This is a genomic window from Mycobacterium shunyiense (genome assembly GCF_058270075.1).
Window position 1 is genome coordinate 188,328 of record NZ_JBZDPU010000013.1, and the last position, 18,909, is coordinate 207,236.

General features: G+C 67.4%; 16 protein-coding genes. 10 read left to right on the top strand and 6 right to left on the bottom strand.

Annotated elements, in window-relative coordinates; translation table 11 throughout:
• The first annotated feature begins 61 nt into the window (after positions 1-61).
• A complete protein-coding gene (cei, locus tag AC4ELH_RS10640) occupies positions 62-712 on the top strand; it encodes an envelope integrity protein Cei (protein ID WP_064884469.1) in 651 nt (216 codons plus the stop codon).
• On the opposite strand, the gene AC4ELH_RS10645 is transcribed toward cei, so the two are convergent.
• Positions 686-1,534 (bottom strand): inositol monophosphatase family protein, encoded by an 849-nt coding sequence (locus AC4ELH_RS10645; protein WP_064960229.1) that lies wholly within the window; start codon positions 1,532-1,534, stop codon positions 686-688. The genes cei and AC4ELH_RS10645 overlap by 27 nt on opposite strands.
• A gap of 157 nt (positions 1,535-1,691) precedes the next feature.
• Here AC4ELH_RS10645 and ppgK point away from each other — a divergent pair, with 157 nt between their 5' ends.
• The gene (gene ppgK, locus AC4ELH_RS10650) at positions 1,692-2,513 is read left to right on the top strand and encodes a polyphosphate--glucose phosphotransferase (RefSeq protein ID WP_064960228.1); all 822 of its coding nucleotides are present in this window, start codon (positions 1,692-1,694) and stop codon (positions 2,511-2,513) included.
• Positions 2,514-2,717: 204 nt separating this feature from the next.
• Positions 2,718-4,163, top strand: a complete 1,446-nt coding sequence (locus AC4ELH_RS10655) for an RNA polymerase sigma factor (RefSeq protein WP_498884418.1) — start codon at positions 2,718-2,720, stop codon at positions 4,161-4,163.
• A gap of 66 nt (positions 4,164-4,229) precedes the next feature.
• Here AC4ELH_RS10655 and AC4ELH_RS10660 read toward each other — a convergent pair whose 3' ends face one another.
• Positions 4,230-5,663, bottom strand: coding sequence for a histidine phosphatase family protein (locus AC4ELH_RS10660; RefSeq protein WP_498884420.1), 1,434 nt, complete (start codon positions 5,661-5,663; stop codon positions 4,230-4,232).
• A 349-nt stretch (positions 5,664-6,012) separates the two neighbouring features.
• Between AC4ELH_RS10660 and lipP1 the strand changes: the two genes are divergently transcribed.
• Entirely contained in the window at positions 6,013-6,942 is a 930-nt protein-coding gene (lipP1, locus tag AC4ELH_RS10665; RefSeq protein WP_498884422.1) for a LipP1 family hormone-sensitive lipase, read from the top strand.
• Positions 6,943-6,958: 16 nt separating this feature from the next.
• Here the strand turns inward: lipP1 and AC4ELH_RS10670 are convergent, their stop codons facing one another.
• Positions 6,959-8,605, bottom strand: a complete 1,647-nt coding sequence (locus tag AC4ELH_RS10670) for a flavin-containing monooxygenase (RefSeq protein WP_498884424.1) — start codon at positions 8,603-8,605, stop codon at positions 6,959-6,961.
• A 218-nt stretch (positions 8,606-8,823) separates the two neighbouring features.
• On the opposite strand from AC4ELH_RS10670, the gene AC4ELH_RS10675 reads away from it, so the two are divergent.
• Both AC4ELH_RS10675 and AC4ELH_RS10680 read left to right on the top strand, forming a co-directional pair.
• Positions 8,824-9,600 (top strand): SDR family oxidoreductase, encoded by a 777-nt coding sequence (locus AC4ELH_RS10675; RefSeq protein ID WP_448448527.1) that lies wholly within the window; start codon positions 8,824-8,826, stop codon positions 9,598-9,600.
• Positions 9,601-9,605: 5 nt separating this feature from the next.
• Positions 9,606-10,397, top strand: a complete 792-nt coding sequence (locus tag AC4ELH_RS10680) for an SDR family NAD(P)-dependent oxidoreductase (RefSeq protein ID WP_448448528.1) — start codon at positions 9,606-9,608, stop codon at positions 10,395-10,397.
• 69 nt (positions 10,398-10,466) lie between these two features.
• Here the strand turns inward: AC4ELH_RS10680 and AC4ELH_RS10685 are convergent, their stop codons facing one another.
• Positions 10,467-11,534, bottom strand: a complete 1,068-nt coding sequence (locus AC4ELH_RS10685) for an acyl-CoA dehydrogenase family protein (RefSeq protein WP_448448529.1) — start codon at positions 11,532-11,534, stop codon at positions 10,467-10,469.
• 208 nt (positions 11,535-11,742) lie between these two features.
• On the opposite strand from AC4ELH_RS10685, the gene AC4ELH_RS10690 reads away from it, so the two are divergent.
• The gene (locus AC4ELH_RS10690) at positions 11,743-12,567 is read left to right on the top strand and encodes an IclR family transcriptional regulator (protein ID WP_082941750.1); all 825 of its coding nucleotides are present in this window, start codon (positions 11,743-11,745) and stop codon (positions 12,565-12,567) included.
• An 8-nt stretch (positions 12,568-12,575) separates the two neighbouring features.
• Here AC4ELH_RS10690 and AC4ELH_RS10695 read toward each other — a convergent pair whose 3' ends face one another.
• Positions 12,576-13,673 carry an acyl-CoA dehydrogenase family protein gene (locus AC4ELH_RS10695; protein WP_448448530.1) on the bottom strand — a complete coding sequence of 366 codons (1,098 nt, stop codon included), beginning with the start codon at positions 13,671-13,673 and terminating at the stop codon, positions 12,576-12,578.
• Positions 13,674-13,747: 74 nt separating this feature from the next.
• Between AC4ELH_RS10695 and AC4ELH_RS10700 the strand changes: the two genes are divergently transcribed.
• Entirely contained in the window at positions 13,748-14,749 is a 1,002-nt protein-coding gene (locus tag AC4ELH_RS10700; RefSeq protein ID WP_448448531.1) for an acyl-CoA dehydrogenase family protein, read from the top strand.
• Here AC4ELH_RS10700 and AC4ELH_RS10705 read toward each other — a convergent pair.
• Positions 14,699-16,135, bottom strand: coding sequence for a wax ester/triacylglycerol synthase family O-acyltransferase (locus AC4ELH_RS10705; RefSeq protein WP_448448532.1), 1,437 nt, complete (start codon positions 16,133-16,135; stop codon positions 14,699-14,701). The genes AC4ELH_RS10700 and AC4ELH_RS10705 overlap by 51 nt on opposite strands.
• 145 nt (positions 16,136-16,280) lie before the next feature.
• On the opposite strand from AC4ELH_RS10705, the gene AC4ELH_RS10710 reads away from it, so the two are divergent.
• Together AC4ELH_RS10710 and AC4ELH_RS10715 are read left to right on the top strand one after the other, a co-directional pair.
• Positions 16,281-17,927, top strand: coding sequence for an AMP-binding protein (locus tag AC4ELH_RS10710; RefSeq protein WP_448448533.1), 1,647 nt, complete (start codon positions 16,281-16,283; stop codon positions 17,925-17,927).
• On the top strand, positions 17,924-18,889 hold the full coding sequence (locus tag AC4ELH_RS10715) for an alpha/beta hydrolase (RefSeq protein ID WP_448457111.1): 966 nt from the start codon (positions 17,924-17,926) through the stop codon (positions 18,887-18,889). Before AC4ELH_RS10710 ends, AC4ELH_RS10715 begins: the two co-directional genes overlap by 4 nt.
• Positions 18,890-18,909 lie beyond the last annotated feature (20 nt).

The following is an 18,909-nucleotide window of genomic DNA, read 5'->3' on the forward strand; positions in this document are numbered from 1 at the left end:
CATCACACTACCGTCTGAGCTCTGCTGCGTCAGCGAACACCGTTGCCCTTAGAGTGCATGTGTGGTCGCGCAAATCACCGATGGCACCGCCTTCGACCGACACGGTCGACCGTTCCGTCGGCGCAGTTTCGTTCCCGGCATCGTGCTGTTCGTCGCACTGGCGGTGGTGACGATGATCGTGTGGATCATCGCGCTCAACCAACCGACCGATGTGCACGTGGCCGCGGTCTGCAACAACCCGCCGCCCGCCGCTGATCCGGCGGCCCCGAAGCTGGGCGAACAGGTGGCCTTCTCGGCGATGACCGACGTCACGCCGGCCCCGTTGGCCGAGACCAGGATCCGGGTGCTCAACGCCAGCGGCCAGGGCGGGCAGGCCGGCGAGGTGGCCGGCGCACTGCGCGATCTGGGCTTCGCCCAACCCGAGGCCGCCAACGACCCGATCTACGCCAACACCCGGCTGGAATGCCAGGGCCAGATCCGGTTCGGTCCGTCCGGCCGCGCCGCTGCCGCATCGGTCTGGCTGGTGGCCCCGTGCACCGAACTCTTCCAGGACGAAAGGCCGGACGCCACAGTCGATCTGGCACTCGGCACGGAGTTCAGTGAACTCGCCAGCAACGACGACATCAGGGCCGTGCTGGCCAGCCTGCGACCCGACGCCACCGCGCCGTCGGATTCCGCGCTCCTGTCAAAGATCCATACCGCCGCCTGCTAACGCGTCGCGCAGACCGTCGGCAATGCCCGGCGCCGACGCCGCCGCGTATTCGGCGCCGGGTGTGGTCGGCAACCACACCGTCGCCCCCGCTTCGGCCGCGATCAGCGCCGCGGCGGCCCAGTCCCAGACTTGGACGTCCTCTTCGTAATAGGCGTCCAACCGGCCGGCGGCAACCATGCAGAGGTCCAGCGCGCAGGAACCGATGCGGCGCACGTCACGCACCGTGGGCAGGATGTGTGCCAGCACACCGGCCTGCCTCGCGCGCCGGTCGGGATCGTAGGAGAACCCGGTACCCACCAGCGCCATCGACAACTCGTCGACGGCGCTGCACCGCAACGGGGTACGTACGCCTGCCCGTACCACCTCAGCGCCGTGCCCGAGCGCGGCCGAGTACACCTCGCCGGCGGGCACATTCGCCACGGCTCCGGCCACCGACCGGCCGTCGAACTGCGCGGCCACCGACACCGCATAAGCCGGAATGCCGTAGACGAAGTTGACGGTGCCGTCGATCGGGTCGAGCACCCAACTGAGGCCGTCACGCCCCTCCTGCTGACCGCCCTCCTCCTCCCCCAGGATCGCCTCTGACGGCCGCAACACCGCCAACCGCTCACGCAGCCACCGTTCGGTTTCGGTGTCGACGATCGTGACGGGGTCGGTCGGGGTGCTCTTGGCTCTCACCGCTCCCGGGGCCGGTGCCCCGTCGGAGTTCGCCGCGGCACCGAACACCTCGGCACGCCGGCGCGCGACGAACTCTGCGGCTTCGGTGGCGAGTTGCTCGGCCACCGCCTTCAGGGCGGGAGCATCGAAACTGTTGTCGGTCACGGCTCTATCGCAACACCTTCCGACGGAAAAGTCGCTTCCGGGGGGATGCCGGACCGCACGCGCGGGCGTTGGCGAACAACTAGGGTGGTGGCGCGCTTGGTTTGTCCCTATCCCCTTCCGACAGCCTCCTCACCGCCTGTCCCTCAAAGGAGCACCCATGACCGCACCCGACGCACCCGCGGCAGATCCGGTTTCCTCCGAAGCGACCCAACGCCGCGGATTCGGCGTCGACGTCGGCGGCAGCGGGATCAAGGGCGGCATCGTCGACCTCGACACCGGACAACTCGTCGGCGAGCGGTTCAAGCTCGACACGCCGCAGCCGTCCACCCCGGAATCGGTGGCGAAGACGGTGGCTGCGGTGGTGGCCGAGTTCGGCTGGACCGGCAAGGTGGGCGTCACCTACCCGGGGGTGGTCACCGAAGGCATCGTGCGCACCGCGGCCAATGTCGACAAGGGCTGGATCGGCGTCAACGCCTCCGAGGTGATCAGCGCCGCGCTCGGCGGACTGCCGGTGCGCGTACTCAACGACGCCGACGCCGCCGGCCTGGCCGAGGAACACTACGGGGCGGGCAAGGACAACTCCGGTGTCGTGGTGCTCCTGACCTTCGGCACCGGCATCGGCTCGGCGGTGATCCACAACGGGGTGTTGTTGCCCAACACCGAGTTTGGCCACCTACAGGTCGACGGCAAGGAAGCCGAGCACCGCGCCGCGTCGTCGGTCAAGGAGCGCAAGGATTGGAGTTACGCGCGCTGGAGCGAAGAGGTGAACAAGGTTCTGGTGACGATCGAGAACGCGATCTGGCCGGACCTGTTCATCGCCGGCGGCGGCATCAGCCGCAAGTCGGACAAGTGGCTACCACTGCTGAAGATCCGCACCCCGATCGTGCCCGCGGCGCTGCTCAACACCGCAGGCATCGTGGGGGCGGCCATGGCCAGTCAGGTACCGGGGGCCACCGACCCGCAAGCTACCAATCGGTAACTTTGCCGGGTTGGGTCGGTCATGTGTCGAAATTTGCCGCTCGGCACGGTGAACTCCCACACTGTCGTTACAATGGTCCTCGGCGGCCGCCTACCGAATAGCGGTGAATATCCCAGCCGATAGAACGCCAACATTCGATAGCAGACGCTTTCGGTGGACTATGCCCATACCCACCGAGAATTTCGCGAGACCGAAAGGGTGTACGTGGCAGCGACAAAAGCAAGCCCGGCGACCGACGAGCCGGTGAAGCGCACCGCTACCAAGACTCCCGCCAAGAAGGCCCCGGCCAAGCGGGCAGCCAAGAGCACTGCAGCCAAGGCCGAGGGCGGCACCGCCACCAAGCGCGCTCCCGCCAAGAAGGCGCCCGCCAAGAAGGCCGCCAAGGCCGCGGCGGGCAAGCCCGAGGACCTCAACGACGATCTGGAGACCACCGACGACCTGGAGGCAGGTCCGGGCGAGGATCTCGACGTCGAGGACACCGACCTCGAGCTCGACGACGATCTCGGTAGTGACGACGACGTCGAGGAGTCGGGCGACGACGAGGACGACGAGGACGAGGCCGAGGAGGGCAAGGACGCCAAGGCTGCCGCGCCGGCTGCGGGAAAGGCGGCCAAGTCCGACGAGGAGCATCCCGAGCCGTCCGAGAAGGACAAGGCCTCCGGAGACTTCGTCTGGGACGAGGAAGAGTCCGAGGCACTGCGGCAGGCACGTAAAGACGCCGAGCTGACGGCCTCGGCCGACTCGGTCCGCGCCTACCTCAAGCAGATCGGCAAGGTCGCGCTGCTCAACGCCGAGGAAGAGGTCGAGCTCGCCAAGCGCATCGAGGCCGGGCTGTTCGCCACCCAGAAGATGGCCGAGTTCGTCGAGAAGGGCGAGAAGCTCACCACTCAGGTCCGGCGCGACTACCAGTGGATCTGCCGTGACGGCGACCGCGCGAAAAACCATCTGCTGGAAGCCAACCTGCGTCTGGTGGTCTCGCTGGCCAAGCGCTACACCGGCCGCGGCATGGCGTTCCTGGACCTGATCCAGGAAGGCAACCTCGGTCTGATCCGCGCGGTCGAGAAGTTCGACTACACCAAGGGTTACAAGTTCTCGACGTACGCCACCTGGTGGATCCGTCAGGCCATCACCCGCGCCATGGCCGACCAGGCCCGCACCATCCGTATTCCGGTGCACATGGTCGAGGTGATCAACAAGCTCGGCCGTATCCAGCGCGAGCTGCTGCAGGACCTGGGCCGCGAGCCCACGCCCGAAGAGCTGGCCAAGGAAATGGACATCACGCCGGAGAAGGTGCTGGAGATCCAGCAGTACGCGCGTGAACCCATCTCGCTGGACCAGACCATCGGCGACGAGGGTGACAGCCAGCTCGGTGACTTCATCGAGGACTCCGAGGCCGTCGTGGCCGTCGATGCCGTGTCGTTCACGCTGCTTCAGGATCAGCTGCAGTCGGTGCTGGAGACGCTGTCCGAGCGCGAGGCGGGCGTGGTCCGGTTGCGGTTCGGCCTCACCGACGGTCAGCCCCGCACGCTCGACGAGATCGGCCAGGTCTACGGCGTCACGCGTGAGCGCATCCGCCAGATCGAGTCCAAGACCATGAGCAAGCTGCGCCACCCCAGCCGCTCGCAGGTGCTGCGCGACTACCTGGACTAAGTCCGCGTCGAGTAGCCGACAGACAACGAAATCGGCCCCCTCCGTTCGACGGAGGGGGCCGATTTCTTACTTGCCGTCCGAATCCTTTTCGGACGCGGCGCCGCCGCGCGAAGCGCTTGCCGCGCCGACACTCTCGGACACCTTCTTCGCAGCGTCCTTGATGCCGGCGACCGAGGACTTCACCGCCGACCTCAGCTGACCGGCGACATCGGAAACGCCGGTGCGAGCCTGCTCGCCGGCGCGCTTGGTGTCGGCGAAGGCCTTTCCGGGCCTGACCAGGTTGCCGCTGGACAGATCCGTTGCACCCTTGCCCCGCACCGAGGCCGTCACCTTCTCGGCCACACTGCTGTGGTCGGACCCGGCCGAAGTCTGCGCTTCCTTCGGGTCGGACACGGCAGCGTTGAGCGGCTTCAGCATGTCGGTGGCCGAACCGGTATTCGGGACAGCGCCCTTGACCGTGTCGGACACCTTGTCGGTGAGCTCGGATACCGGTTCCGGATCCGGGGTGCTCGCCTTGCCGATGGCCTTGTCGACCCGCTTGATGATTTCGGCGTTGATCGCACGGCTGAACTTGGCCACCGTGAACGAGGCATCGGCCATACTGCGGTTGATCGCCGTCGCCACCTTGATCACGTCACCGGTGGCCAAGGAGTCCGTCACCTGTTTCATGGCGGCTTCGAGCTGGCGGGTCAGCGTCCGCATCTGCAGCCCGACCTCGTGCGCCAGTGTCGGCTCGGGGCTGAACCGCTGGCCGTTCCAGTCCACGAGGGTCCAGCCGTCCTCGGGGTTTCCTTCGATGACGACGTAGTCGGTGTTGCCCAGCGCATGCTGGCTCAGCAGCATGCCCTTCTCCGCCAAGGTGAGGTTCTTGGCGTTCATCATGGTCCAGAACATGATGGTGCCGCCGTGCGAGAACACGACGACGTTGCGGTCGCCCTTGTCGTACATGGTCTTCAACGCGCCGTCGACGCGCGCGTCGAACTCGTTGCCGTCGATCGAACCCGGGATTCGGGCGCCGAGCTGACCGGCGAACGCCCACGCGATCGGCGCCTTGAGGTAGCCGTCCAGCGCCCCGCTCTCGGGCGTGCCCTCGTAGTCGCCGGCCTCGATCTCCTGTAGGCCGGGCAGCACCTGGATCGGCAGACCCAGATACGCCGACATCGGTTCTGCGGTCTGCTGGGTGCGGATCATCTGCGACGCATAGATCGCGTCGTAGTTGTTGTCCCCCAGCCGGTCGGCGACCGCCTGAGCCTGCTCACGTCCGAGCGGGGTGAGCGACGGCCCCGGCGTCGAGGTGTCGATGTTGCCCGACGTGTTGCCTGCGGACTGGCCGTGACGCACGAAAGTGACCCGCATGTTGTCGGCCGCCCAGGCGGGCAGCACGGACATCACGAAAAAGCCGAAGGCAGTCAGCACGATGCCAAGGCCTCTCCATGTCGTTCTCGAACGACGACGCACAGCAGGTGCGGCGCCGTTGCCGAGCTTGCTCGGTCGGACCATTTCCCCTCCATCTATTTGGTTGTCGAGCACGTCGTGGTGACAGCTCGGATCTGCCCGGACGAATACGACTCCCCCACCGGGGATTTCGACGGGAGGCAACCGATTTCTGGGTGTCGACCGCCTCACTGCACCGGGCCATGTGATCGTGCGCACTCACCACGCGTCCGGGCGCGGCAGTCTCGCTCAGCGGTACAGAATCTTGGGCCGTGTGGTATAGCGCGGGTCCAGCCCGCAGTCGTTCAGACCGCAATCGCGCTGGGCAAGAGCCGGATTCCATGTGTCTCACTGCGCGGTACACCGCAGCCGGAGACAGGACCGATGTGGTGTCGTGAAGCACAGGAGGGGCGATATGAAAGTCGATCCGGAGATCGCGGCGCTACTACCCGTGCTGAATACCGGCTTCCCGGCTGTCGAGGCGGTGAGCGGGGCCGAGGCCAGGGCCGCCGTGCGGTCCCGGTACCGACCTCCGCTGCAGCCGCGGCCGATCGGAGCGATCGAGGAGCGGAAGTTACCGGGCCCTGCGGGCGACATCCCCGTCCGGATCTATTGGCCGGCAGCGCCTTCCGGCGCCCTGGCACCGATGGTGGTGTTCGCGCACGGCGGCGGGTTCGTGTTCTGCAACCTCGACACCCACGACGACCTGTGCCGATCGCTGGCCAACGGCATCGGCGCGGTGGTGGTGTCCGTCGACTACCGTCTGGCGCCCGAGGCGCGGTGGCCGGCAGCGGCCGAGGACGTGTACGCCGTGCTGTGCTGGGTCGCGCGCCGTGGCGACGAACTCGGCGGTGACGCGACGAAGCTCGTCGTCGCGGGCGACAGTGCCGGCGGCAATCTCGCCGCCGTGACCACGATCCTCGCCCGTGACCGCGGCGGGCCGGTCCTCGCGGGTCAGGCACTGCTGTATCCGGTCATCGCAGCGGACTTCGACACCGCGTCGTACCGGAGATTCGCCACCGGGTTCTACAACACCCGGGCCGCCATGGCGTGGTACTGGGATCAGTACGTTCCCGACACCGGGGACCGAGCCCATCCGCATGCCGCCCCACTGCACGCGGACCTGCGCGGACTGCCGCCTGCGGTGGTCGTCACCGCGGGCTTCGACCCGTTGCATTCCGAAGGTGAAAGTTACGCGGAAGCGCTTGCCGCCCAGGGTATCCCGGTGGTGTACCGCGACTACGCCGGCGCCATCCACGGGTTCATGACCATGCCGTCACTGACGTTGGCCGGCCAGGCCGGGCGGCAGGTGTGCGAGGACATCCGCGCCGTGGTGGACGCCTGAGCCAACGCAGCGGCGCCTATCCGGTCAGATCCTGGTGGATGTCAAAGCCCTTGTAGCCGGCGGCAGCGACATCGGCGATGATCTCGCCGTACACGCCGAAACCTCCGACGAACGGCATGAACACCCGCGGCTTGCCGGGGATGTTCGCCCCGAGATACCACGAATTCGCCTGCGGCATGAGAGTTCCTGCGGCGCGTCGGGTACATTCGGCCATCCACTCGGCGGCGGCGTCTTCACGGGCCTCGATCGCCGGAGCTCCATGGGCGTCGAGGTAGGCGATCGCATCGGCCACCCAGTTCAGGTGCAGCTCCGAATGTAGCACCATGTTGGCCAGCACCGAGGGTGCACCCGGACCGGCGATGTTGAAGACGTTCGGGAAGCCCGGGACACCCAGGCCCAGGTAGGTCGCGGGCCCCTCGGCCCACGCCTCGTTGAGGGTTCGCCCGCCCCGGCCGACCACGTTCAGTTTCTGGACCGAACCGGTCATCGCGTCGAATCCGGTGGCCAGCACCAACGCGTCCACGTCGTAATGCGCATCGGTGGTGTCGATACCCGACGGGTCGATCCGCTCGATCGGCGTCGCCCGCAGGTTCACCAACGAGACATTGTCCCGGTTGAAGGTCTGGAAGTAGTTGTCGTCGGTGCAGATTCGCTTCGCACCGATCGGATGATCCTTCGGAATCAACACGTCGGCCACCGCCGGATCGTGGATCACGGAGCGGACCTTTCGCTCCCAGAACAGCCGCGCGGTGTCGTTGGCCTCGATGGTGACCAACTGGTCCGGGAAGGCCTTGGAGAACAACACTCCGCCCAGTTCCCAGCGCCGCTCGTAGGTCTGCTGCAGTTCCTCGGCAGAGACCTCCAGAGCGGACTTGGGATGGGGCTGGTGCGGCGAGCCCCCGCCACTGAGCATCGAGAGCCTGCGACGTTCGGCGTACCCGGCCTTCTGCGTGGCCCGCGTCTCATCGTCGAGGGGAATGTTGCCGGCAGGCACGCTGTAGTTCGGGGTGCGCTGAAAGACGATGAGCTGTTCGGCTTGCCGGGCGATGCACGGAATCGCCTGGATACCGGAGGATCCGGTACCGATCACACCGACCCGCTTGCCGGTGAAGTCAACGCCTTCGTGCGGCCAGTGCGCGGTGTGATAGACCTCGCCCGCGAACGATTCGAGACCATCGATCGCGGGGATGTTCGCGTTGGACAGCGGTCCGACCGCCAGGATGCAGAAGCGCGCGGAAACCACGTCGCCGCGGTCGGTGCGGACCTCCCAGCGCAACGCCTTCTCGTCGAGCACCATGTCGGTCACCCTGGTCCCGAACGAGATGTCGCGCCGCAAGTCGAACCGGTCGGCCACATGGTTGAGGTAGGCCAGGATCTCCGGTTGGGTCGCGTACTTCTCGGTCCAGTTCCACTCCTGTTCGAGATCCTTGTCGAACGAGTAGGAGTAGTCGACGCTTTCGACGTCACACCGAGCGCCCGGATAACGGTTCCAGTACCAGACCCCGCCCACACCGTCGGCGGCCTCGAACACCCGGACCGAAAGGCCTTGCTGCCGAAAGCGATGCAGCGCGTACAGCCCGGCGAAGCCGGCTCCCACCACGACGACATCCACCGCAGCAGGTGTTTTCTCGGCGGTACCCGACGGAGCTGACTGCGCTGTCACAATCGTTGCCTTTCGCTTCACTGTTCGCCTGCGTCACGGTACGAACGACCGTGTGCGCTGGACAGCAGGTGTCTCACTCACCGGTACGACTCCCGCTGGGTGAGACTCACGCCCGAACGACAGCCACCGCGGTTATCGTGGCGGTCACCCTGCGGCCACGGTGTGGCCGCATCGACGCTGGATCCAGCTCAGTTTCACCTTGAAAGGAAGTTGTTGGGATGCAAGCAAATTCGGATGGCTTGTCGGATGTCGTAGCGATCGTCACCGGCGGTGCGCGGGGCCTCGGAGCGTCCTTCGCCCGGCAGATCGTCACGCGCGGGGGCAAGGTGGTGATTTCGGACGTACTCGACGACGACGGCGCCGCACTGGCCGCAGACCTGGGCGGCAACGCGCGCTACATCCATCTCGACGTGATCGATGCCGCGCAGTGGCAGTCCGCGGTGGAGCTTGCCCTATCCGAGTTCGGCAAACTGAACGGCCTGGTCAACAATGCCGGCATCTCGACCGGCCAGTTCATCGAACATGAACCGCTCGACCATTTCCGCACCGTGCTCGAGGTGAACCTGGTCGGAGTCTTCAACGGCCTGCAGTCCGTCATCGCTCCGATGCGCGCCGCCGGCGGCGGCTCCATCGTCAACATCTCCTCGGCCGCAGGCCTGATGGGCCTGGCACTGACGGCCGGCTACGGCGCCTCGAAATGGGGTGTGCGCGGCCTGAGCAAGATCGCCGCCGTGGAACTCGGCACCGACCGGATCCGGGTGAACTCGGTGCATCCCGGCATGACGTATACACCGATGACCGCTCAGGTCGGCATCACCCCGGGCGAGGGCAACTACCCCAACACACCGATGGGCCGCGTGGGCGAGGCCGATGAGATCTCCGGCGCCGTCTGCTATCTGTTGTCCAGCGCCTCCAGCTACGTCACCGGTGCCGAGATCGCCGTCGACGGTGGCTGGACCGCCGGACCGACCGTGAAATACGTGATGGGACAGTGACGATCATGAAGCGACTTGAGGGACGCCGGATCCTGGTGACCGGTGCAGGATCGGGAATCGGACAGGCCACCGCGCTGCGGCTGCTCGACGAGGGCGCCGCGGTGGTGGGTGCCGACATCTCCGGCGACGGCCTGGACACCACCCGGCAGAGCGCACAGCAGGCCGGCACCGCCGACCGGTTCACCGTGCTGACGATGGACATCGGCGACGAGGCGTCGGTGGTCGACGGCGTGCGCACCGCGGTCGAGGCTCTGGGCGGCCTCGACTCGGTCGTCAACGCCGCCGGGATGCTACGCGCGGTACACACCCACGAGATGACGCTGGCGGCCTGGAATCAGATCATCGGTGTCAACCTCACCGGCACCTTCCTGGTGATCCGAGAGGCACTGCCTGCGCTGTTGGAGAACCCGCAGAGCGTGATCGTAAACTTCAGTTCCACCTCGGCAGTCTTCGCCCACCCCTATATGGCGGCCTACGCGGCCAGCAAGGGCGGCATCCAGGCGATGACGCATGCGCTCGCGCTGGAGTACGGCAAGCAGGGCCTGCGGGCGGTCAGTGTGGCACCGGGCAGCATCAAGTCCGGAATCACCGATGCCACACCGGGACTCGTTCCGGCCGACAGCGACTGGTCGTTGTTCGCGAAACTGTCGCCGATCATGCCGACCACCCTGGCCTCCGGTGGTGCCGGCATGGGTGATCCGTCCGCGGTCGCCGGGGTGATCGCCATGCTGGTGTCCGACGACGGCGCGTTCATCAGCGGCACCGAGATCCGCATCGACGGCGGCACCCACGCCTGACCCGGGCAACGAAAATGGTGGGCGGCGCTGATCTTTTTGCCGTCCAGCATTTTTCGCCGTGCCGTCGGGTCAGGGCGACACCACCTTCGACTCGGTGACCACGGTTGCCAGGCCCACATGGGCATCCCGCCACAACCGCTGCACCGGGTTGCCGCGGCGTAAGGCATCGACGTTCGAGTGACAGACGATCTCATCGAGCGCCCGTACTGCCCGGCGGGCCGCGGCGATCTGATCACGGCGTGCGCGGGCCCGCATCCCCGTGTCGACCGGGCCGTCCAACACCCGGTTGAAGGACGCGGTGAGCGTGTCGAGCAGCACCAGCCGCGACGCCCGGATCTCTGCGGCCGCATGTTCTTCGACCGGTCCGTCGGCACCGGTCACCTCGACATGGTGGCTCAGTGCGCCCTCGGCCATGCCGATCACCGCGGCCGTGATTCCCAACGGCGCGATGGTGCTGAGCGGGATGTGGTAGATCGGGTTGCGCAGGCCGGCGTGTCCCGGCGCGGTGCCGTCGACGATGCGGTTGTGGTTCAGCAGCCGATGTCCGGGGATGAACACATCGTCGATCGTGATGTTCTTGCTTCCGGTACCGATCAATCCGATGGCGTTCCAGGATTCGTCGTCGATCCGCAGATCTTCCCGCGGCACAAGCGAATACCCGAGTCCGTCGACGTCTCCGGTGCCGACCACGCGGGCGCCGACCACAACCCATTCGCAATGGTCGATGGCCGCGACCGACCGCCACTCTCCCGAGAGCCGGTAGCCCCCGTCGACGGGCAGGAGCACGCCGGCCGGCGCGTGAGCCGAGGCGATCCAGACATCGGAGTCCGCCTCCCACACCTCGTCGCGCAGGCGGCGGTCGGCCGAGGCCAACGCCCACGGCGGCACGCCGACCGAACCGGCAACCCAGCCCGCTGCCCCGTCCAGCCGGGCGATGTCGAGCACGGCCTCGGCGAAGTCACCTGGATGCGTCTCGATTCCGCCGAACTCCTCGGGCTGCAGCATGTGCATCACGCCGGACTCACGCAGCGCCTCGACGGCCCGATCGTCGAGCCGGCCGAGCTTTTCGTTGACGGGCCCGAGTGCCAGTATCAGATCGGCATTCTCGTCGATGCCGTCCAGAACGTCCCTGGTCATTTCAACACCACGCATCAAAAACTCCTTGTCGCGCGTATCGCATGTTGCCCACCATGGTGAGGTACGGCACCTTTACGCTTGCGCCAGGATCTCGCTGAGTGAGATTCTGGGGAACTCAGTGATCGACGTCCTAGGGGGCGCAGTGCCGGCATCCACCAGAAACGCGACCGCTCGACCACGCGCCGAATCGGGTGATGCGGCCGTTTCGATGGTGGATCGGGTCGCCCTGATCCTCAACTCCTTCGACGAACCTGGCAAACATCTACGGCTGGATCAGATCGCCGCACGCACGGGGCTGCCCCGGTCCTCGGTGCACCGCATCCTCAAACAGCTGCACAGCGCCGGCCTTCTGCAACACCGGCCGGACGGCTATTCACTGGCGGCCTCTCCGCTGCCGGTGACCCGGATGATCGACCACTCACAGCTACGCAGCGTGGCGTCACCCACCCTGTCCCGACTTCATGCCGACACCGGTCTGGTGGTCCACCTCGGCGTGCTTTTCGGCGGCGACGTCATCTACCTCGACAAGGTGGCCGGACGCAACAGCGCGGTGGTGCCCACCCGCGTCGCGGGCCACACGCCCGCGCACGCCAGCGCGCTGGGCAAGACCATGCTGGCCGAGCTTCCTGCCGAGGAGGTCGATGCCGTCCTGGGGCCGCGCCTGACCCGTTCCACGCGGTCCACCATCAGTGATCTGGAGACCCTGCACCGCGAACTCGCGCGGATCCGGTCACGCCACGGGCTCGCCTACGACAACGAGGAACTGGCGATCGGCCTGACCAGCGTGGCGGCGCCACTGCGCTCGGCCGACGGTGAAGTGGCAGGACTGTCGTTGACGGGCGCGGTTCCATTGCATCGCCTCCAGCGCACCGCCCCGTTCGTCATCAGGGCGGCCCGGCACATCTCCGCGCAGCTCGGCTCCCAGCAAACAAGTGCGCGTGATTCCACCTCGCCGGCCACCTCACAGACGCAGGCCACCGACAACATGCTGTCCCGCGTGCTGCGGACACTCACTTCCGACGCGTGGGTCTGACCGGCCGACTACCAGACGATCTCGTCGACCTCCATGCCGAACGAGTGGCGGCCGACGAGCGACAACACCTGCTCCACGTTGCTGGCAACGTGGGTCTGCGCGGTCTGGACATCGCGCCACACCCGTTCCACCAGCGGATCTCCGATGTCGCCACCGTGCGAGTGCGCGATGAATGTTCGGATCGCCGCGACAGCGCGCCGGGAGGCCAGCACCTGGTCCCGCCGCGACCGCAGCACCAGGTCGTTGCCGGGCGCCAGATCGGCCCGCGCGCAGTCCATGAGATCGCCGAGGTTGCGTTCGATCTGCCGGTTCGACAGGTCGAGATCGCTGCACGCCATCGCCACCGGATCCACCGGCGAACCGTGCCCGGGCCGCAGCGCGGACAGCACGTTCTCGGCCGCGCCCAGCAGCGGAACCGTTCCTGTGTGGGTGTACATGGTGGGCTGCGGCAACCGGTACAGCGGAGCCAGCGAGCCGAGCTGGTCACTGCTGACCCAGCCGAACGTGCGGTAACGCGGCACGGCCGCACCGGAGACGACGACGTCGTGCGCCCCGATACCGCGCAATCCCACACTGTTCCAAGTCGATTCCACGACGTAGTCCTGACGCGGCACCAGCGCCACCAGAAAGTCCTGGGCCGCACCGTCCTCACCGACCAGCACCGCGGCGGCCATCAGCCACGACGCATGCAGGATTCCGGTGCACCGGCTCCACCGGCCCGACAACCGGAATTCGTCCCCCACCCGTTCGAGCCGACCGGTCGGTGCATACGACTCACAGAGCAGGGTCCGTGAATCTGCGCCCCACACGTCGCGCTGGGCCCGGTGATCGAACAACGAGAGATGCCAGGTGTTGACGCCCAACCCACCGGCCAGCCACCCTGTGGAGGTACACGCCGCGGACAGCTCACGGGTGACCGCCAGGTACTCGGCCGGGTCGGCCTCGGTCCCGCCGAACGCCTTGGGCCGCAGCATCGCAAAGAAACCAGCGTTGTGCAGGCCGGTGATCACCGAGGGGTCGACGGCGCCGGTACGGTCGACGTCGGCCGCGGCCGCGGCGATCGCCGGCAGTGCCTGGCGCACTGCGCCGCGCACATTCTGCGTCATCGTTGCCGCCCTGTCCTGCCCGTCCGGTGTGTCACCATCGTGAATACCATTCGTCGCCCCTCCCAGGAGGTCATATGGCCGAGCCGCCCGGTGCGCCCGACGTCGAGCCCACCCGCTCGGCCGCTGAATCGATTGCCGTCGTGCGTGATTCGGAATCTGGCCGGTTGTTGCAGCCGGTGCGATACGGCGGGCGGGCAGTGCCGCCAGCCGAGTTCCTCACCGCGGTTGCCGACCTCGCCGAGCGCGACGGGTCGACGGGATGGCTCGCGGCGGCGGTCAACGCCGCCGCCTACGCGGTGGCCGGACTGGGCGACCCTGCCGCCGAACAGGTGTGGGGCGCCGACCCCCGTGCGTTGGTGACCGCTGATGCGGAACCGGTCGGGCGGTTGGCCGCCGGCGACGGACAGTTTCGGCTCACCGGTCGCTGGGCATCGGTGACCGGCGCCCACCTCGTGGACTGGCTGCTGCTGGGCGCCCTCGACGGCGAGACGGTCCGGTACGCCCTTGTCCCCCGCAGCGCGGTCCGGGTGGACGGCACCGGCGGCCCGCGTGGTCTGGACGCGGCCGGAATCGGCGATGTCACAGTGTCGGACGTCGCCCTCGACAGCGACTCCGTGTTCGCGCCGTCTGACGACGACGCCTGGGACAGAGGCGAATTCGACGATGTCCGACCTCCCTACCCGCTCCTTGCCGCAGCCGGGCAGGCGGCCGCCGTCGTCGGTGCCGCATCCGGGGTGTGGCAGGCACACGTCGGTCAGGTCCGCCGGCGGCTGGGCACCTCGTACGGCAGCGAGGACACCACCGAACTGACGGCCTCGGCGGTGCTGGTGGCGACGGCGGAATCCGACATCGACGCCGCTCGGCTGCAGCTGTCCAAAGCACTGAGCGCAGATGCCGACAGCGCGGCCTCGGCACTGCGCCAGGTTGTCACCCGCGCGCGCAATGCCGCCGACCAACTGTTGAGCAGCGGCAACCGCCACGCGCTCGATGTGACAGACCCGGTGACCCGCCTGTGGTTCGACGTCCTAGCCGGATACCGCCTGACGATCCGGCGCTCGATGCTCGCCGTCGACTGAACCGGCCCGCGCCGCCAACTCGGCCAGAACCTGCGGCACCCGGTCGGCGATCCGGTACGGGTCCGACACCTGATCGCCACAGGTGAGGACGCAGACCGCCATCTCGTCGCGGTAGCTCCAGCCGGTGAAGTTCAGCCCCATCGGGAACACGATCGGCCCCGACGAGATCAGTTGCTCGATCGGCGCACCGCCCCAGTACAGCGTTTCCTGCGGACCGCGCATGTTGGAGGCGATCAGGCTGAACATCGGGCGGCGCTTCATCTTGGCCCCGAGGATCGGCAGCACACGCGAGTACAGCCAGAACAGCGGCCAGTACTCCATCCAGTCATGCTGCAGCCAGGCGTCCCGCTCGGCCTGCACCTCGCGCGCGGTCCGGGTGGCCGATGCGACCGCTGCCAGGCGCTCCACCGGGTCGGCGATGTGGGTGGCGAGGTCGACGTTCCAACGCGCCACCTTGTTGCCCCACTCAGCCTCGGTTTCGGCCGGCCGCATCGACACAGGCACGACAGCGGTCATGCTCTCGTCACTGGCCTGTCCGCTCTCGACCAGGTAGTCGCGCAGGGCGCCGCCGCAGATGGTCAGGAACACATCGTTGATGGTGACGCCGAATGCCTTGGACACGCGTTTGATCTCGGTGACGTCGCATCGTCGGTAGGCGAATCGACGGCTGGCCGAGAACGGTTCGTTGAACGGCATCGCCGGTGCGGCGAAAGCCTCTGCGTAGCCCGGCTTTCCGGTCTTCTGCCGACGGCGGATCACACCGGTGACGGCCACGGTGCGGGCGATGATGCCGGGGAAACGGGCCAGCGCGGCGATCTGGTGACGCAGCACCAGCGGCCACCACACCCACGGTGCGGGCCGCTGCTCGTTGCGCAGTGCAGTCCGCCCTGGCTGTGGTAGCGGGGTCGCCGGGTCGGCGCTGTACAGGGTTTCGAGCAGACGTAGCGAGGCGGTGCCGTCTGCGACGGCATGGTGGATCTTGAGTACCAGGGCGATACGGCCGTCTTTGAGGCCTTCGACGTACCAGAGCTGCCAGGCCGGTCGGTCGCGGTCCAGGGCCACCTCGAAGATCTCGCCGATGGTCGCGGCGAGCTCCTCGTCACCGCCGGGCGCGGGAGCGGTGGTCCGCTGGACGTGGTGTTCGATATCGATCTCCGGTCGCGATACCCACCACGGCCGGCCGAAGCCCACCCGTGGTGACAGCAACTGCCACTGCATCGGTTCGATCTGATCTACCCAGCCCTGCACGGCGCTCTTGATCCGGTCGAAGGTGAGCGGTTCAGAAACCTGGTCGGGATCCAGAACGACGGCCTTCATCGTGTGTTGCGGTTGGACCGAGCTCTCCCATGCCAGAAAGCTGTTGTCCTCGCCTTTCAAACGCCGCATTCTCAACCTCGCTTGTCCGCCGCCGATACGGCTCTCCTGTGGCTGCCATCACTCTGGACCAATCGTGTGTCCCAGGAGACAAGCTGTCTCGCCCAGCGAGACTTCAGGGCCCGCACCGGGCCCGATGCGACCTACGGTTTGCGCCATGAAGCGAGCTACTCCGCGCCCATCCAGCCTCGCCGCCAGGATCAACCGGCTCCGGGTGATCGCCCGTAGCCTCGCCGTGCTGCGTGAGTCCGGCCTGTCCGGTGGAGCGGCCGACGGGATCCGGCAGGCAAAGTTGGTCCGCCAGTTCGGCGGCTTCGCCGCCGTCATCGAAAGTGCCGCGACCCGCGATCCCAATGCCATCGCGATCACCGACGAATGGGGTGACGTGACGTTCGCTCAACTCAACGACCGGGTCAATGCCCTTGCCCGGGCCTGGAACTCACGCGGCATCGGTGCGGGCTCGGTGATCGCAGCGCTGTGCCGGGACCACCGCGGCCTGGTCACCGTCCTGGCCTCGGCCGGCAAGGTCGGGGCGCAGCTCTTGCTGATGAACACCGGGTTCGCCAAGCCGCAGCTCGCCGATGTGGCGGCCCGCGAAAAGGTCACCGTACTGATCTATGACGAGGAGTTCACCGACCTCGTCAGCGCCGTCGATTCCGCCGTCCGCCGATTCCTGGCCTGGACCGACGAACGCTCGACAGCCGACGTCGAGGGTTCATTGGAAGGTCTGATCGCCGCCACCTCGCCGGCGCCGGTCGCCGCGCCGGCCAAGCCCGGCGGCATGACGCTGCTCACCAGCGGCACCACCGGCACCCCCAAGGGCGCCCCGCGAGGCAAGACCTCTCCCCTGTTCTCGGCTCAGCTGCTGGACCGCGTGCCACGCCGGCGAGGTCAGACCTGCATGTTGGCCGCGCCGATGTTCCACGGCACCGGGCTCGGGCAGGCCGTGCTGTCGCTGGCCCTTGGCAACCGCCTGGTGCTACGACGCAAGTTCAACCCGGAGGAGACGCTGCGCGCGGTCCAGAACCACCACTGTGACGTACTGGTCGTCGTGCCCACGATGCTGCAGCGGATCCTGGCTCTGCCGAAGGATGTCCGCGACGGCTACGACACGTCGTCGCTGAAGATCATCTTCGTCTCGGGCTCGGCCATGCCGCCCGACCTGGTCACGCGCACCCTGGCCGAGTTCGGCCCGGTGCTCTACAACCTCTACGGCTCAACCGAACTCGCGGTCATGACCGTGGCGATGCCGGAGGATCTCGAGCACGATCCACGCACGGCCGGCCGGGCCCCGGTCGGATGTGCCGTTCGCCTGTACGACTCGGCGGGCAACGAGATCACCGAACCCGGCGTGATCGGACGGGTATTCGCCGGCAGCGACGTGAGCTTCGCCGGTTACACCGACGGCCGCACCAAGGAATCGATCGACGGATTGCAGAGCAGCGGGGACGTCGGCCACTTCGACGACACCGGCCGCCTCTACATCGACGGCCGTGACGACGACATGGTGATCTGCGGTGGTGAGAACGTCTATCCACTGGAGGTCGAGAACCTGATCACCAGCCATCCCGAGGTCGACGAAGTGGCGGTGATCGGGGTCAGCGACGACGATTTCGGTCAGCGGCTCAACGCCTATGTGGTGCTGGTCGACGGGGCGACGCTGGGCGCCGATGAGATCAAGGACTATGTGCGGGCGAACCTGGCCCGGTACAAGATTCCGCGCGACGTCGAGTTCCTCGGCAAGCTGCCCCGCAATGCCACCGGCAAGGTGCTGCGGGGCGAGCTGACCGGAGGTACCCGGTGAGCGACGTGAACACTCAGGACGACACCATGAAGCGCGAGGTCGCCGGTCGGATGGGCGACGCGTTCGCCCCGATCCTCGAAGGCGGCATGGATCCGGTCGCCGCGGCGGGCGAGGTGCGGGCCCGGCTCAAGGCCAGTCGCCGGCCGGCCAAACCCGTGCAGGTGGGCCATGTCGAGAACCGTGCGATCCCGGGACCCGCCGGTGACATTCCGGTGCGGATCTATCACCCGCTGGACCCCGAGCCCGGCGTGGCCTTGCCCGTACTGGTCTATTTCCACGGCGGCGGATTCGTGCTGTGTGATCTCGACTCACACGACTCGTGCTGCCGCAGACTCGCCAACGGCATCGGCGCGATCGTGGTCTCGGTCGACTACCGGCTGGCACCCGAGCACCCCTACCCCGCCGCGATCGAAGATGCCTGGGCGGCAACGGAATGGGCAGCAGCCCACGCCGTCGAGATCGGCGGCGATCCGGCCCGGCTCGTGATCGCAGGCGACAGCGCGGGCGGCAACCTGGCTGCCGTGATCGCCATGACAGCCCGCGACCGGGGCGGACCGGCGATCGCGTTCCAGCTGCTGATCTACCCGGTGGTGGATCAGCGTCGCAAGTCGTCGCTGTCCAGCCCGCACACCAAGAGCGGGGTGCTGACCGCCGAACACATGCAGTGGTTCACCGCCCAATACCTCGGGGCGAGCGGCGCGCAGGCCGAGGTGTCGGCGTCGCCGATTCTCGGTGACCTGACCGGACTTCCGGATGCGCACGTGTTGACCGGTGCCCTGGATCCGCTGTGTGAGGAAGGCGAGGAGTACGGCCGCATGCTCGCGGCCGGCGGCGCGAAAGTGAGCGTCCGGCGTTACGAGCGTGGCTTCCACGGCTTCTTCAACCTCGCCGACCACCTGCCCGCCGCGGCCGAAGCCACCGAAGACGTGTGCGCCGTCGTCCGCGACGCCCTGAAGTCCTGAACAACCAAGACCACACCTGA